General features: G+C 66.5%; 13 protein-coding genes and 1 tRNA gene. 5 read left to right on the top strand and 9 right to left on the bottom strand.

What is annotated here, in order from left to right; all coding sequences use genetic code 11:
- Nucleotides 1–68: 68 nt before the first annotated feature.
- A complete protein-coding gene (locus IVA79_RS21780; protein ID WP_247556452.1) occupies nucleotides 69–1,757 on the top strand; it encodes an MFS transporter in 1,689 nt (562 codons plus the stop codon).
- A 17-nt stretch (nucleotides 1,758–1,774) separates the two neighbouring features.
- On the opposite strand, the gene IVA79_RS21775 is transcribed toward IVA79_RS21780, so the two are convergent.
- Nucleotides 1,775–1,987: a cysteine rich repeat-containing protein gene (locus IVA79_RS21775; protein WP_247556449.1), complete on the bottom strand. Its 213-nt coding sequence runs from the start codon at nucleotides 1,985–1,987 to the stop codon at nucleotides 1,775–1,777.
- 172 nt (nucleotides 1,988–2,159) lie between these two features.
- Nucleotides 2,160–2,453, bottom strand: a complete 294-nt coding sequence (locus IVA79_RS21770; RefSeq protein WP_247556572.1) for a hypothetical protein — start codon at nucleotides 2,451–2,453, stop codon at nucleotides 2,160–2,162.
- A 253-nt stretch (nucleotides 2,454–2,706) separates the two neighbouring features.
- On the opposite strand from IVA79_RS21770, the gene IVA79_RS21765 reads away from it, so the two are divergent.
- Nucleotides 2,707–3,768, top strand: a complete 1,062-nt coding sequence (locus tag IVA79_RS21765) for a polysaccharide deacetylase family protein (protein WP_247556446.1) — start codon at nucleotides 2,707–2,709, stop codon at nucleotides 3,766–3,768.
- A 74-nt stretch (nucleotides 3,769–3,842) separates the two neighbouring features.
- On the opposite strand, the gene IVA79_RS21760 is transcribed toward IVA79_RS21765, so the two are convergent.
- From IVA79_RS21760 to IVA79_RS21735, 6 genes are all read right to left on the bottom strand, one after another.
- Nucleotides 3,843–4,220: a hypothetical protein gene (locus IVA79_RS21760; protein WP_247556445.1), complete on the bottom strand. Its 378-nt coding sequence runs from the start codon at nucleotides 4,218–4,220 to the stop codon at nucleotides 3,843–3,845.
- 109 nt (nucleotides 4,221–4,329) lie between these two features.
- Nucleotides 4,330–5,931, bottom strand: a complete 1,602-nt coding sequence (locus tag IVA79_RS21755) for a hypothetical protein (RefSeq protein ID WP_247556443.1) — start codon at nucleotides 5,929–5,931, stop codon at nucleotides 4,330–4,332.
- 174 nt (nucleotides 5,932–6,105) lie between these two features.
- Nucleotides 6,106–6,181: transfer RNA gene (locus IVA79_RS21750), tRNA-Thr, on the bottom strand.
- A gap of 99 nt (nucleotides 6,182–6,280) precedes the next feature.
- Nucleotides 6,281–8,017, bottom strand: a complete 1,737-nt coding sequence (locus IVA79_RS21745; RefSeq protein ID WP_247556441.1) for a heme biosynthesis HemY N-terminal domain-containing protein — start codon at nucleotides 8,015–8,017, stop codon at nucleotides 6,281–6,283.
- A 36-nt stretch (nucleotides 8,018–8,053) separates the two neighbouring features.
- Entirely contained in the window at nucleotides 8,054–9,241 is a 1,188-nt protein-coding gene (locus IVA79_RS21740) for a hypothetical protein (protein WP_247556439.1), read from the bottom strand.
- Nucleotides 9,242–9,330: 89 nt separating this feature from the next.
- Nucleotides 9,331–10,077, bottom strand: coding sequence for a uroporphyrinogen-III synthase (locus IVA79_RS21735; RefSeq protein WP_247556437.1), 747 nt, complete (start codon nucleotides 10,075–10,077; stop codon nucleotides 9,331–9,333).
- A gap of 151 nt (nucleotides 10,078–10,228) precedes the next feature.
- On the opposite strand from IVA79_RS21735, the gene tsaD reads away from it, so the two are divergent.
- Genes tsaD through IVA79_RS21720 form a run of 3 tightly spaced genes read left to right on the top strand, consistent with a single transcriptional unit; the run spans nucleotide 10,229 to nucleotide 12,701 of the window.
- Nucleotides 10,229–11,302, top strand: a complete 1,074-nt coding sequence (gene tsaD / locus IVA79_RS21730; RefSeq protein ID WP_247556435.1) for a tRNA (adenosine(37)-N6)-threonylcarbamoyltransferase complex transferase subunit TsaD — start codon at nucleotides 10,229–10,231, stop codon at nucleotides 11,300–11,302.
- Nucleotides 11,303–11,304: 2 nt separating this feature from the next.
- Entirely contained in the window at nucleotides 11,305–12,285 is a 981-nt protein-coding gene (locus tag IVA79_RS21725) for an NAD(P)H-dependent glycerol-3-phosphate dehydrogenase (protein ID WP_247556433.1), read from the top strand.
- A gap of 2 nt (nucleotides 12,286–12,287) precedes the next feature.
- Nucleotides 12,288–12,701, top strand: a complete 414-nt coding sequence (locus tag IVA79_RS21720; protein WP_247556431.1) for an EVE domain-containing protein — start codon at nucleotides 12,288–12,290, stop codon at nucleotides 12,699–12,701.
- A 74-nt stretch (nucleotides 12,702–12,775) separates the two neighbouring features.
- Here IVA79_RS21720 and IVA79_RS21715 read toward each other — a convergent pair whose 3' ends face one another.
- The gene (locus IVA79_RS21715; RefSeq protein ID WP_247556429.1) at nucleotides 12,776–13,870 is read right to left on the bottom strand and encodes an adenylate/guanylate cyclase domain-containing protein; all 1,095 of its coding nucleotides are present in this window, start codon (nucleotides 13,868–13,870) and stop codon (nucleotides 12,776–12,778) included.
- Between the last annotated feature and the right edge of the window lie 49 nt (nucleotides 13,871–13,919).

Raw genomic sequence — 13,919 nt, 5'->3', positions numbered from 1 at the left:
CACTGAACTTGCCGGAATCGCCCAAAGACCAGCGCAAGACCACTCTGCCAGCCCATATGGAAGGGGATATGACCGAGCAGCCGAACCGCCAGAAAGTGGCCGCCGACGGCATCACCGCGCCGCTGCGGTACACCGTGTTCCGACGCATCTGGCTCGCCAGCCTGCTCTCCAATCTCGGCCTGCTGATCCAGGGCGTCGGCGCGGCCTGGGCGATGACACAGATGGCGGCCTCGGCGGACAAGGTGGCGCTGGTGCAGACCGCCCTGATGCTGCCGATCATGCTGATCTCGATGCCGGCCGGCGCCATCGCCGACATGTATGATCGCCGCATCGTCACCCTGGTCTCGCTGATGATTGCCCTCACCGGCGCGACTGCGCTCACGGTGCTGGCCGGCTTCAATCTCATCACCCCCGAGACCCTGCTCGCGTTCTGCTTCGTGGTGGGCAGCGGCAACGCGCTGTTCGGCCCGGCCTGGCAGTCCTCGGTGAGCGAGCAGGTACCGCCTGAAGCACTGCCTTCAGCCGTCGCGTTGAACGGCATCAGCTACAACATCGCACGCAGCTTCGGCCCCGCGGTCGGCGGCGTCATCGTCGCCGCGCTCGGTGCGGTGGCCGCGTTCGCCTGCAACGCGATCCTCTATCTGCCGCTGCTGGTGGTGCTGCTGCTCTGGCGCCGCAGCACCGAACCCTCCCGCCTGCCGCGGGAAAAACTCAACCGCGCCATGGTCTCGGGCTTCCGCTACATCACCAATTCGCCGCCGATCAAGATCGTGCTGTTGCGCACGCTGGTGATGGGACTGATCGGCGGCGCCATCATGGCGCTGATGCCGCTGGTCGCCCGCGACCTGTTGCATGGCGGCGCGCAGACCTACGGCATCATGCTCGGCGCCTTCGGCATGGGCGCCGTGATCGGCGCGCTCAACATTCACGAAATGCGCAAGCGCATGAGCGGCGAGGCCGCGATCCGCGCCTGCACCATCTCGATGGCATTTGCGATGGCCGCGCTTGCCCTCAGCACGGAGCCGGTGCTGACCGCAGCCGCGCTGGTGCTGGCCGGCGCGGTGTGGATGGCTGCGATTGCGCTGTTCAATATCGGCGTGCAGCTCTCGGCGCCGCGCTGGGTTGCCGGCCGCTCGCTCGCGGCGTTCCAGGCTTCGATTTCCGGCGGCATCGCCATCGGAGCCTGGGGCTGGGGCCACCTCACCGACTATGCCGGTGTCGAAATCGCGCTGCTGACCGCGGCCGGCCTGATGCTGATCTCGCCGCTATTGGGACTCTGGCTGACGATGCCGCGCGTCGGCGCCCGCAACGAGGATGCCGACGTGCTGGCCGATCCCGAGGTGAAGCTGTCCCTGACGGGGCGCAGCGGCCCGCTGGTGGTCGAGATCGAATATCGCGTCGCGCAGGAGAACGCGCGCGCGTTCCACAATGTGATGCAGGACGTGCAGCTCTCACGGCAACGCAACGGCGCCTATGGCTGGTCGATCGCCCGCGACATCGCCGATCCCGAATTGTGGACCGAGCGCTATCACTGTCCGACCTGGTTCGACTACTTACGCCAGCGCAACCGATCGACCCAGTCCGAACGCGCGCTGCACCAGGAGGCGATGGCTTTCCACATCGGCCCCGAGCCGGTGCGGATCCGCCGCATGCTGGAGCGCCCGTTCGGCTCGGTACGCTGGAAGGAGGAGACGCCGGACCGCGCCAACGAAGAGGTGCTGCCGGTGGTCGCGACCGCGGCGGGAAGCAGCACGTAGGTTTGGACCGTAAATCCCTACTGCCCGTGCTCGGTCAGCACCTTGTCGCAGCCTTTGCTCAGCCGCGTGCGATTCTGCTTCAGACACGCCAGCACGGCACCGTCGCCATTGTTCATCACGGCGCGGCAGAAGCGGCTGACATCGCGCGCGCAGGCGTCGTGGCCGGGCTGCTGCGCTTGTGCGACCGAGGCACACAGGAACAAAGGAATGATGAAAAGGAATCTGGTCATCGCGTAATGCCTCTTACCCGGAATGATGAGCGGGGGAAGCTAGTGCGACGATCCCGGAGCTGCAACGGCTTTATTGCCGAGCGGCAGAAGTGCCGCCGCGTGGCCCCGGCTCGAGGCCGGAGCACATCGCGAAGGGAGCTGACCGGCGCGACGATCGTTGTTGCGCGCGCTCTTATTGACTGCTCTGGGCGTCAGCGACCTTGCGCGACGCGCCCTTGGCCAGATCCTTGTCCATCACCGCGCGGCAGCCGGCGCTCAGATCCGAACGATGCTTGATCATGCACGCCGTGATCTTCGGGATGTTGGGGATTTCCGACGAGCACAGGCGGAAGGCATCGCCGGTGCACATCTGCTGCGCCTCGGCCGTGAAGGCGAAGCTCGAGGTCGTCGCGACGATCGAGACGATGGCGGCAAAACCAAGGGCCAGGCTGGTGTCGCGGATAGTGGCAGAAAAGGATTTGGTCATTTGAAGCTCCCATTGGCGCCGTCGCAACGGCGCCCGTTGTTGATGGGAACTACGATGCTCCAGCAAAACAGTTTCCACTGTGATGATGGTCACGGGCCGCGCCCCGATTGTGACCTCGGTCACTTTGGCGCAGATCCCTGAAATTCCTCCACAACCGCCGTCGTGTTGGTGTCACGTTAACTGTTACTTCGCATTAATGGCTCGTCGCGCGGGAAATTCCGCAGGTTTGGTTGCGTAATTGGAAAGAGTAGCGATGCGTAATGCGTTGGGCCTGATGCTGGCCAGTGTAGTTGCGGCGGTCGTGATCGCCGCCGGCGGTTGGTTTTATTATTCTTCGCGCGCCGATCAGGGCGCCCCCAAGACAGTTGCCGCCCGTGCCGCCGATCAATTGCCGGCACCGGCGAAGTTCGCCGCCAAGGATGACGTCCAGACCACCGCGACGATCGCGGCCAAGCCAGCAGCCGTTGCCCAGGCACAAGCTCCCACGCCCGCCCCGGCCATGCCGGTGCCGCCGAAGCAGGCCTGCGCCAATCCGAATGCGCTCGGCGTCTCCCGCGTGGTCGAGATCGACACCACCGGCGGTCCGGGCTTCGGCTTCGATCATTTCAAGCAATTCGACTTCCTCACCGACAAGGAGGTCGTGCTGACCTTCGACGACGGTCCCTGGCCCGTGAACACGCCGAACGTGCTGAAGGCGCTCGCGGATGAATGCACCAAGGGCTTGTTCTTCTCGGTCGGCAAGCACGCGACCTATCATCCGGAAATCCTGCGCCAGGTGCTGGCCCAGGGCCACACGGTCGGCACGCATACCTGGTCGCACGTCAATCTGAACGGCAAGAAGATGACGGAGCAGATGGCCAAGGACGAGGTCGAGAAGGGCATCAGCGCGGTGAAATTCGCGCTCGGCGCCAATCCGGCGCCGTTCTTCCGCTTTCCGCAGCTCCAGCATAATCCGGCAATCGTGAGCTATTTCGGCACCCGCAACGTCGCGATGTTCTCGACCGAAATCGACTCCTTCGACTTCCGGAAGGGCGCCACGCCGGAGAAGATCATCGAGACGGTGATGACGCGGCTGGACAAGCTCGGCAAGGGTATCATCCTGATGCACGACTTTCAGAAGAATACCGGCATAGCGCTGCCGACGCTGCTCACGCGCCTCAAGGCTGGCGGCTACAAGGTCGTGCAGATGAAGGCCAAGACGACGCTGCAGTCGCTGCCGGAATATGACGAGGCGCTGATGAAGGACATGAAGGTGCCGACCGCGAGCACGACCACGCGTCCGATCGGAAGCGTGGTGCAGACGGTGTCGCAGTAAGCCGGATCACCGCTTCAAGAATGCGCATGGCCGGGCTCTTGCCCGGCCATTTGCTTTTTCGGGCGAGCCGGCTCCTACCAATAGATGCCGTGGCGGTGCAGCTCGCTGATGATGCGGTGCTCGGTCCAGCTCCGATTGGGCTTCGGCTTGTCCGCCCTTGTGGCTTTCTTGGTGGGGGCGTTGACCGTCGTGACCGGTGTCGGAGCGGGCGTGGTCACCGCCGGAGCGGCCGCGGTGGCTGGCGCAGAGAGCGACACCGCCGGCGGACGATCGGAATATTTCGGCGCCTCGGTGGCTGGCGCAGTTTCGCTCACCTGCGCCGTGATGGTCGGCGTGGTCAGCGGAGCGGAGGTCTGAGCGCCTGCCGCGGACAGTGAAAGGCTGCGGGAGCCGTCTGCCTGGGCAGATGCAGAAGCCAGGACCATGGCGGCAACCAGAACGATCTTGCGCATGTGAAATCTCCCCGAGTTGGCGTGACCGGGACCTTACGGAGGACATGCCTGAGGTTAAGTGACCGGCCTCACACAAGCGGCCGCGCAATGTCGAACCGGCCGGCTGCGGTCAACACCCGCGCCGATAGACCCGCAAGCTCACGTCCGGAAAACTCATGCTGTCGAGCAGACAGACGCCCTTCTCCGTGTCCATGCGGGCGATGAGCTCATCGCCGACGCGAGGCCCAACCAGCGTGTGCTGGATCGAGCTCGAGACGACGAGGATCTCCGACCGCAACAACGCGTCGCCCGTTTCCCGCGCGCTCCGATGATAGAGCTCGTTGCGTATGACGAGATTCATCTTCGCTTGCGCAGCGTATAGCTGGATCGTCGCGGACGTCACCGGATAAGGGCTCGAGAAGCCGACATAGAGCGGGCCGGGCGTTTCCGGCTTGATCTCGCGCAGCAGTGACCAGAGCCGCCCGGTCGCAAGGCGGATGCTCTCCTGCTGCTGTGCGCTCAGCGGCGTCGCAGTGCTGATTTGACCGATGGCGACGTGCCTGAGAAAGAGCTGGAGAACAAATGCGAGCGCCAGCACCCGGCCGGCCGCTAGTAAGTAGCGGCGGATGTCGTTGCGCAGACCGAAGCGGACGAGCAGCTCTTCGATGAGCGCCAGACTGGCGCACCCATTGAGAACCATCGCGACGATGAACAGGCCATAGAACATCGCGCCGAAATAGTAGGTCTTGATCGCCGCGACGGAGGGAATTGCATAGGCGATCAGCACGGCCGCGAGCAGAACGACCGCGTCACGCAGCGCGGCGCGTCCGTGAATAGCCGCGAGCACCAGACGCAGCAGCATCAGGCCTGTGCCGATGGCGAGCCAATAATGCAGACCGAATTGACCTTCTCCGCCGATTGAGAAGCGCAGCAAACCGGCCGAGAAACTTTCGCCTGTCGTCCAGAGGTCGCGCTGACCGACAAAGACGTGGAGGATGTAGGTGACGGTCTCGACCAGCGCAGGCCCGATCAAGAGGGCCGTTGCCGCAATCAGCGGCAGGACGAACCACAGCAGCGCACCGAGCGCCTGGCGGATCGAGGTCCGCAAGCCGCCCGCCTCCAAGCAATCGACGAACAGCCGGATCGCAAATGAGCTGCCGAGCAAAGCGAGCGTGGCAAAGAACGCGGTCGGCTTGATGCTGACAGTCAGGGCGCAGGCAATGCCGAGACCGGCCAGAGCGCGTGCGCCGCGATCGAGCACGCCGCGGGATACGATCGCGCCGGCAGCAAGGCCAATGAAAAGACCCGAGGGCAGATCTGGTCGCGCCTCGGTCACCGTGTGCCACAGCACCGGCACGCAAGAGACCGCAATCAGGCACACCGCGATCTCGAGCACAGGCCGCCGCCACGCCAGCCAGACGATCCCGAGCAGAAATGCAAAGACGACCACGGCGTGGACGAGATAGGGCCCGATGAAGCTGCCGGGAAACAGCGCAAGCCCTGTGATCGCCACTATCGTCGAAAACGGCGCGTGGTCGCGAAGCAGATTCCAGACACTGGCAGCGATGCTGTGGTGTTCCGCAGCATTCATCCACTTGATGGCGTCGAGAAAATAGGAGACGTCGTCATAAAGCGGAGGAACGGACAACCGCCCGTGCAGCTGTGAGGCTTCGAGCGACCTCGACGCGACGATGGCGGTGATGCCTGCGGCGAGGCTAACGAGGCCGGACATCCGCAGCCATGCGCTCCAATCCGTCCTGGCCCTCGTCTCCGTACCCACCCCTTGCCCCGCTGCGCGCATTTCATCGGCAGTGCATCGTAGTGCCATAAGGCCGGAGCGCAACGCGCGCGAGCCGGCTTCGGTGAGCAGAGCGCAGGCTTGTGAGGACGGGACGAATAGGGGCGCTGGTGCCGCAAGAGGGATTCGAACCCCCGACCCCGTCATTACGAATGACGTGCTCTACCAACTGAGCTATTGCGGCAACCCTGCCGGGGCCAAGGCGACGCCGGCCCCGATACGCGCGCTCCTGATATCGGGCATGGCCCGAATTGGCAAGGACAAGCCGGGTTCGAAATGCGGCTCACGCGCCCCAGCGGGACCAGAATCCGCGCCAGCCCCCGGCCTGGGCCTTCGGTGTGCCGATTTGTTCCGTAAATTCATCGCTCGGGCCCTCGTCATCGATCCCGGGATCGTCGGGCGCCCGGACGATCGGGATGACCGCAGGAATCGGCGCTGCTGCAGGTTTGCCGAGATCGGCGCGGGTCCGGAACACCGGTGTTGCCGCTGGAGGTGATGATTCGGCGGATTCGGGAGCCGGTTGGACCGATTCGGCGGTCACAACGGCCGGCTCTTCTTTGGCAATCGGAGGCGAATTGTCCTGAGCGGCCGGAACGGGGGCTGGCGCTGCCGCGGGCGGTTCCGCCGGGCTTTCGCTGGCCGTCGCCGTCACCCGCTTCGGCGGCGGGGCCGCCAGCATGGCTTCCTCGAAGGCCGAGGCTTCGATCGTGGCGCCCCTGTCCGAAGGCAGGCTTGCGACTGGTGTCTGCCACTGGAACGCATCGAGCCGGCCGGTGACCGGAGAGACGGGGCGCCAACGGTCGCTGACATAACCGTCCGCAGTCCAGGCCGGATCGTGACGGGCGCGCACTGCGCGCAAGGTCCAGGCGCGGGCGCGGCCGCCGTCGCCGTGTTCGGTGCGCTCGATTTCGGCCATCAGCAGCGCGACGCGCTGGGTCGGATCGCTGACGTACGGTGCGAGCACCTCGCGCGCGCGAGCGAACTCGGCGGCATCGATCGCGGCGCGCGCAATTGCGATCTGACCCTCGATATGGCCGGCCTTGTCGGCAGGCGTCTTAGCCGCAAGCGTCTCGACCCGCTGCAAGCGATGCCACGCGGTATCGCCGAGCTTCACATGCGCATAGGCGTCGGCGAGATCGGGATGCGGATTGGCGAGCCAGGCAGCCTCGACCAGCTTCATGGCGCGGCGCACCTGGTGCGCCTCGCTCTCGAATTTTGCGGCAAGCACCGCGGCCGGCACCAGGGTCGGCGCGAGCTTGACCGCTTCCATCACGCTCTCGCGCGCGACGTCGCGGTCCATGGCTTGCAGTTCGAGCGCGCGCGCCGTGAGCAGCACGCCGCGCTGGCGGCGATAGGCCGGCTTGTCGATCAGGCCCGCGGACAGATTCGAATCGAGGATCGCGAGCGCGCCGCTCCAGTCGCCGCGCGCGCAGCGGAAGCCGAGCACCGCGTGCGAGGCCCAGGTCGAGGACGGCGACAGCTTGACCGCTTCCTCCGCGATCATCACGGCGCCGACCGCATCGTCGGCGCGCTGCGCCTCGATGAACAGGCCGCGCAGGCCGAGCAGGCGCGTATCCTCGCGTTCGGCCATGGCGCGGAAGGCGCGCTGCGCCTCGTCGCGATTGCCTTCGAGCTGCGCCGACTGCGCATGCAGCAGCAGCGCGAGCGGATCATTCGGTGCATGCCGCCGCGCCGCTTCGGCGTGTCGGCGGGCGAGCGCGGTGTCGCCATGACCGATCGCGAGCAGGCCGTGGGTGATGGCGTGGCGGCCCCGGACGTGGCGCTTGTCGTGGCGGCGGCGGCGCATGCGGCCCGGCAAACGCCATGTCGCGGTCAGGATGCTCCAGAGCAGGACGATCGCGACGGCAAAGACGCCGAGAAGGAGCACGAACACTGGAATGGTCGGCGAGGCCCGCCAGCGGCCCCAGGTCATGACGACTTCGCCGGGCTGATCGGCAACCCAGGCCGAGCCGGCCGCCGCCAGCGCGATCAGGACGAGGAAAAGGACGATGCGAAGCATGGCGATCCCTGTTACGCGCCGATTGTTGCGCGAATCTTATTGAGCAGATTTGGCGAGATCCGCCATGGCATCGTCGGCGAATTTGCGGGAGGCGGCGAGCGCGGCGTCGCGGGCATCGGCCTTGTCGAGCCAGGCCTGTGCCGGAGCGCGATCAGCCTCCGGCAACGTCTTGAGCTCGCGCCGCGCTTCCACGAAATCATTGCGAAGTGCTGCGGCCGTCACCCGCGTGACGATGGCGCCGCGATCGTTACCGACACCGTCGGTGCGCTCGATGCGGACGAGTTTCGACGCTCCTGCCTGGAGACGCTCGACGATGCCGGCGTCTGCGGCCGGGGCTTCCGGCGGCGGCGACAGTTTCGGCACGATGTTGAGGAGCTCGCGGCTCAGGGCGACCGGGGTCGGAATGCCCGACGATGCAAACGTGTCGAGCGGCTTCAGCATGTCGGGCTTGGCGGCGAGCGAACGCGCCGCGGACAGCTGCGAGTGATAGGGATCGCCATGGCGAACGGCGACGTCGAGCAGGGCCGCCGCCACCACGAAGCGCAGCGGCTTGTCATCCATCGCTTTTGCGTCGGCGATCTTCTCGCCCTGCTGCGCGAGCTCGGCACGTTCGGACTTGCTGGCGCGCTCGAGCTGCGCGATGCGATCGGTGAGAGCGGCAAGGTCGGGCGCAGCCGTGGTTGGCGCCGATTTCGCATCGTTCAATGCGCTCGCGGTCTTGTCGGACTGCGCACGCAGATTGGCAACGTCGCTGCGCAAGCTGCTTGCGGACTTCTCCAGCGCGTCAATCCGCGCCGCCATGGCCGGATCGGCGGCGGGCTTGCCGGCCCTGGCTTCGACCGCAGCAACGCGGCCGCTCAGCGCATCGACCGTCGCGCTGGTGACTTGCGGGGTGGCCGGCGGCGCCTGCACGGCGGGCCAGCCCAGCATCCAACCGACCGCGATCACGATCGCCGCGGCGACAGCGCCGGAGAGCGGCGCGATGATCCAGGGCGAAATCGACGACGCGGGAGCCTGCGCCTCGATGCGCTCCGGCTCTGCGTCAGCCCGCTCGGATTTTGCCGGCTCAGGCTCGGCGTGTTCCGGCGCCGGCGCGGCCTCGCCCGCAACCTCCTGCGGCTGGGTCGAGACTTCGGTAGCCTCGAGCTCGATGGTGGGCGGAGTGCGCTTGGCACGACCACTGTCGGGCGCCAATCCTGCGTCTTCAGGCTTGTCGTCGGCCATCGTGACGGTTCCTCACACTTCCATACTTTGCATGGGTCCTTGGCACAGGCCCTTACGGGATCCCATGACGTCGGATTCGGCCCGACGTCTTACGCCAAACGGGTGCGCAAAGCACGCTCCAAGGTGGCAAATAAGGCATTTTCGTCCGGTGTCGCGGCGACCAGAACCTGCGACGCGCCGGCATCGCGCAGCGCGCTCGCAACCGTCTCGGACAGGCAGCATTGCGGTATCGCCAGCGCCGAGATTTCGACGCCTTCGTCCCTGGCCGCATCCAGGAACGCGCGGGCGCTGCGCTGGGAATAGTGCAGCACCGCCTCGACCCCGTGGGAGGCAAAGCCCTCGCAGACCTCGCGCGGCAGATGCTTGACCGGCGCCATGCGATAGGTCGTCCGCGTCACTACGGAAAAACCCTCCGCACCGAGCTCGCCGCCGAGGTCGCGCGACACATCCGCGCCCGCGAGATACAGCAGCGTGCTTTTTTTCTTCAGCACCTTGTCGCGCGCACCCTGCATCACCTTGTCCCGCAAGGACGCGGCATCGCCGCCGGCGACGATCACCTCGGCAAAGCCGGCGTCGCGCGCCGCAGCAGCGGTATGCTCGCCGACCGCAAACAGCGGCAGCTCCAGGAGACCAAGGTCCCGTAATTGTGGTGCGACGGCACGGATCGCATTGGCCGATGTGACGATGACGGCGCCGTAGGGCGCTTCATTTCCGTCATGAAAGGCGACCGGCTCGAATTTGAGTGCCGGCGCAAGCAGCACCGCATGCCCCCGCGCGCGCAGACTTTCCGCCGTCGCCTCATTGTCGGGATGCGGCCGTGTGACAAGAATGGACATCGCAGGTGTTCCCGAACCAATTTCGGCGACGCATGACGAGGACGGCTTGCTTCGTGACGATTGCGCAATCTGGCCCCGGAATGCTACCGGACGTACCAGAACTCTGCTTTACGGATGAGCGCAAGGGCGCAAATTGGATAACAATTCGCCAATGCTGGTACTGGGCATCGAAACAACCTGCGACGAGACTGCCGCGGCCGTGATCGAGCGCGCGGGTGACGGCAGCGGCAAGATCCTGTCCAACATCGTGTGGTCGCAGGTCGAGGAGCACGCCCGCTTCGGCGGCGTGGTGCCGGAGATCGCCGCCCGCGCCCATGTCGATCTGCTCGACGGCATCATCGATCGCGCCATGCGCGAGGCCGGCATCGGCTTCGCGGAGCTCAATGGCGTCGCCGCCGCCGCGGGGCCGGGCCTGATCGGCGGCGTCATTGTCGGACTCACCACCGCGAAGGCGATCGCGATGGTGCATGGCACGCCGCTGGTCGCGGTGAACCACCTGGAGGCGCATGCGCTGACGCCGCGCCTCACCGACGGAATCGCGTTTCCCTATTGCCTGTTCCTGGCCTCCGGCGGCCATACCCAGATCGTCGCCGTCACTGGGGTCGGACAATATGTGCGGCTCGGCACCACCGTGGACGACGCGATCGGCGAGGCCTTCGACAAGGTCGCGAAGATGCTGGGTCTGCCCTATCCCGGCGGACCGCAGGTCGAGCGTGCGGCGGCAAGCGGCGACGCCGCTCGCTTCGCCTTTCCGCGGCCGATGCAGGGGCGACCTGATGCCAATTTCTCGCTATCGGGATTGAAGACGGCGGTGCGCACCGAGGCGAGCCGGCTTCCCGAGATCACGCCGCAGGACATCAGCGATCTCTGCGCGAGCTTCCAGGCCGCCGTGCTCGAATCGACGGCCGACCGGTTGAACGTCGGCTTGAGACTTTTCCGCGAACGGTTCGGCGCACCCCGCGCGATCGTGGCCGCCGGCGGCGTCGCCGCCAATCAGGCGATCCGCGGCGCGCTCGATGACGTCGCACAGCAGGCCGGAACGCAATTGATCATGCCGCCGCCCGCGCTCTGCACCGACAACGGCGCGATGATCGCCTGGGCCGGCGCCGAGCGCCTCGCGCTCGGCATGACCGACACGATGGAAGCCCAGCCTCGCGCACGTTGGCTGCTCGATGTCAACGCAACGGCACCGGCCGGCTACGGCAAGACGCGGGCGGGATACTAGCAATGTCAGCCTTCCAATCCGTCGCGGTGATCGGCGCAGGCGCCTGGGGCACTGCGCTGGCGACTGTCGCAGCACGGGCAGGGCGCACCGTGACGCTGTGGGCACGCAATGCCGAGCATGCCGCGCGGATCGCCTCGACCCGCGACAACCCGCGGCTCCCCGGTGTGCAGATCGCTCCGGAGATCGTCGTCACAAACGACCTGGCGCTCGCCGCGCGCGCGGACATGCTGCTGATCGCAACGCCGGCGCAGCATGTCCGCGGCGCGGTCAATATGCTGGCCTCGCATCTGCCAAGGCCGGCGCCGATCGTTGCCTGCGCCAAGGGCATCGAGCATGGTACCCACAAATTCATGACCGATGTGATTGCGGAAGCCGCAACGGGCGCGCAGCCGGCCATTCTGTCAGGCCCGAGCTTCGCCGATGACGTCGCGCGCAGCCTGCCGACGGCGGTGACGCTGGCGGCAGGCGATGAGGCCTTGGCGAGCGCGCTCGTGCAGGCACTGGGCTCGCCGACGTTCCGTCCCTATCACTCCACCGACATCCGCGGCGTCGAGATCGGTGGCGCGGCCAAGAACGTGCTGGCGATTGCGGTCGGGATCGCGGTCGGGCGCAAGCTCGGCGCCTCCGCCCAGGCTGCGCTGACGACCCGCGGCTTTGCCGAGCTGACGCGTCTCGGCCGCGCCCTTGGCGCGCGCGGCGAGACGCTCACGGGCCTGTCCGGCCTCGGTGATCTCATCCTGACCTGCGCGAGCCCGCAATCGCGCAACTTCGCCCTTGGCCTCGCACTCGGCCGCGGCGAGCAGCCGCCCGCCGGCAAGCTTGCCGAGGGCGAGTTCACCGCGCCGGTGCTGATCGAACTCGCAGCTTCGCAAAACATCGAGATGCCGGTATCAGAAGCGGTCGCGTCGATCCTGAGCGGCCGCAGCACGATCGACGCCGCGATCTCGGGGCTGCTGACGCGCCCCTTCAAGGCAGAGGAATGAACATGGCGTACTGGCTGGTGAAATCCGAACCATCGGTGTGGTCCTGGGACCAGCAGGTGGCAAAGGGCGCCAAGGGCGAGGCCTGGACCGGCGTGCGCAACTACACCGCGCGGCAGAACCTCGTCGCCATGAAGAAGGGCGACAAGGCGTTCTTCTATCATTCCAACGAGGGCAAGGAGATCGTCGGCATCGCGGAGGTCGTCAAGGAGGCCTATCCCGATCCGACCGACAAGACTGAAAAATTCGTCTGCGTCGACATCAAGGCCGACAAGCCCCTGAAGAAGCCGGTGACGATGGCGGCAATCAAGGCCGAGAAGAAGCTCGCCGAGATGGCGCTGGTGAAATATTCACGCCTCTCGGTGCAGCCGGTGACGGCGGAGGAGTGGAAGCTCGTCTGCAAGATGGGTGGAATTTAGTTTCTGCCGTAGCCCGGATGAGCGAAGCGACATCCGGGACCACTGCTACCCGCATATCGCTGCGCTCATGCGGGCTACGATACCTTCGCTTGCATCACCGGCAGTGCGAACACCTCGCACGGCGCGGCAATGCCGCGCAGCGAGTGCGACCCGAGCGCAACCAGCGGCATGTCCGATTCCGCGGCCAGCGCGCCCGACACCAGCACGGTCCGCCCCAGCGGCTTGCACAACCCTTCGAGGCGGCTGGCGAGATTGACGGCGGGACCGATCGCGGTGAAATCAAGCCGGTTGGCCGCGCCGATATTGCCCCAGAGCATCTCGCCAAGATGTAGCGCGGCACCGAACGCCAGCGGCGGCAGGCCCTTGGCGCCGCGCTCGGCGTTGAGATAGGCCATCCCAGCCTCGGCTGCGCCTGCAGCACGCAAAGCGGCTTCGCAGGCGCGGCGCGGCGATGCCTCGACCACCGGAAAGATCGCGAGCACGCCATCGCCGATGAATTTCAGCACCTCGCCGCCGAAGGCGTGCACGGCGCCGGCGATGCGATCGAACCAGGCGTCGAGCGCGGCAATGACGTCAGCCGGCGGATTGGTTTCCGACAACAGCGTGAAGTTGCGCAAGTCGGCATAGAGGAGCGCAGCCTGAATGGTCTCGCCGAGATCGCGCCGCAATGGCGCCGCCAGCACCCGCTCCGCGCTGCGCTTGCCGAGATAGGCATCCAGCGTCGCGCGCAACGTGGCACGCCCGGCGAGCACGGCGAGGGGCGTCGCGGCAAAACGCGCGGCTTGGCGCAATTGCCCGATCTCGTCCTTGGTGAACGGCCGCGGCCCGATCCAGCCGAGCAACGGCCCATCTGGCCGTCCGACGACGTCTTCGTGCACCTCGCCGCCCGCGATGTCGCGCAGCCAGCGGCGGCCAGCATCGTTCGGCGGGTCCGGTGCCAGGCCGCCCGGCGCGAAGCCAAGCGCTTCGATCACCCGGCCACTGTCGGCGCGCCACAGCCAGGTCCGCTTCGCGATCAGCGGATGCGGTACCTCCAGCGTCAGGGCGCCCGCCGCAAGCGGCACGCCGTCGGCGACCAGATGTGCGCCAAGTTCCGCGAGCAGGCGGTCAGCTCCGGTACTTTCCGAGGCGGCATCGACAAGCCAGGCTAGTGTCGGGGCGAGCTGCATGGTCCGATCATGACGAAGGCGAACCGGGTTTGTCACGGGCAATCCTTGA

Source organism: Bradyrhizobium sp. 138 (assembly GCF_023074075.1).
Lineage (GTDB): Bacteria > Pseudomonadota > Alphaproteobacteria > Rhizobiales > Xanthobacteraceae > Bradyrhizobium.
Note: the sequence above shows the minus strand (reverse complement) of the source record. Positions and strands in the feature narration are given on the sequence as shown.

Excerpts from the sequence above, each read along its gene's own strand:
- IVA79_RS21780 (WP_247556452.1), top strand. The coding sequence starts at position 69 with ATGACCGAGCAGCCGAACCGCCAGAAAGTGGCCGCCGACGGCATCACC.
- IVA79_RS21775 (WP_247556449.1), bottom strand. The coding sequence starts at position 1,987 with ATGACCAGATTCCTTTTCATCATTCCTTTGTTCCTGTGTGCCTCGGTC.
- IVA79_RS21770 (WP_247556572.1), bottom strand. The coding sequence starts at position 2,453 with ATGACCAAATCCTTTTCTGCCACTATCCGCGACACCAGCCTGGCCCTT.
- IVA79_RS21765 (WP_247556446.1), top strand. The coding sequence starts at position 2,707 with ATGCGTAATGCGTTGGGCCTGATGCTGGCCAGTGTAGTTGCGGCGGTC.
- IVA79_RS21760 (WP_247556445.1), bottom strand. The coding sequence starts at position 4,220 with ATGCGCAAGATCGTTCTGGTTGCCGCCATGGTCCTGGCTTCTGCATCT.
- IVA79_RS21755 (WP_247556443.1), bottom strand. The coding sequence starts at position 5,931 with ATGTCCGGCCTCGTTAGCCTCGCCGCAGGCATCACCGCCATCGTCGCG.
- IVA79_RS21745 (WP_247556441.1), bottom strand. The coding sequence starts at position 8,017 with ATGCTTCGCATCGTCCTTTTCCTCGTCCTGATCGCGCTGGCGGCGGCC.
- IVA79_RS21740 (WP_247556439.1), bottom strand. The coding sequence starts at position 9,241 with ATGGCCGACGACAAGCCTGAAGACGCAGGATTGGCGCCCGACAGTGGT.
- IVA79_RS21735 (WP_247556437.1), bottom strand. The coding sequence starts at position 10,077 with ATGTCCATTCTTGTCACACGGCCGCATCCCGACAATGAGGCGACGGCG.
- tsaD (WP_247556435.1), top strand. The coding sequence starts at position 10,229 with ATGCTGGTACTGGGCATCGAAACAACCTGCGACGAGACTGCCGCGGCC.
- IVA79_RS21725 (WP_247556433.1), top strand. The coding sequence starts at position 11,305 with ATGTCAGCCTTCCAATCCGTCGCGGTGATCGGCGCAGGCGCCTGGGGC.
- IVA79_RS21720 (WP_247556431.1), top strand. The coding sequence starts at position 12,288 with ATGGCGTACTGGCTGGTGAAATCCGAACCATCGGTGTGGTCCTGGGAC.
- IVA79_RS21715 (WP_247556429.1), bottom strand. The coding sequence starts at position 13,870 with ATGCAGCTCGCCCCGACACTAGCCTGGCTTGTCGATGCCGCCTCGGAA.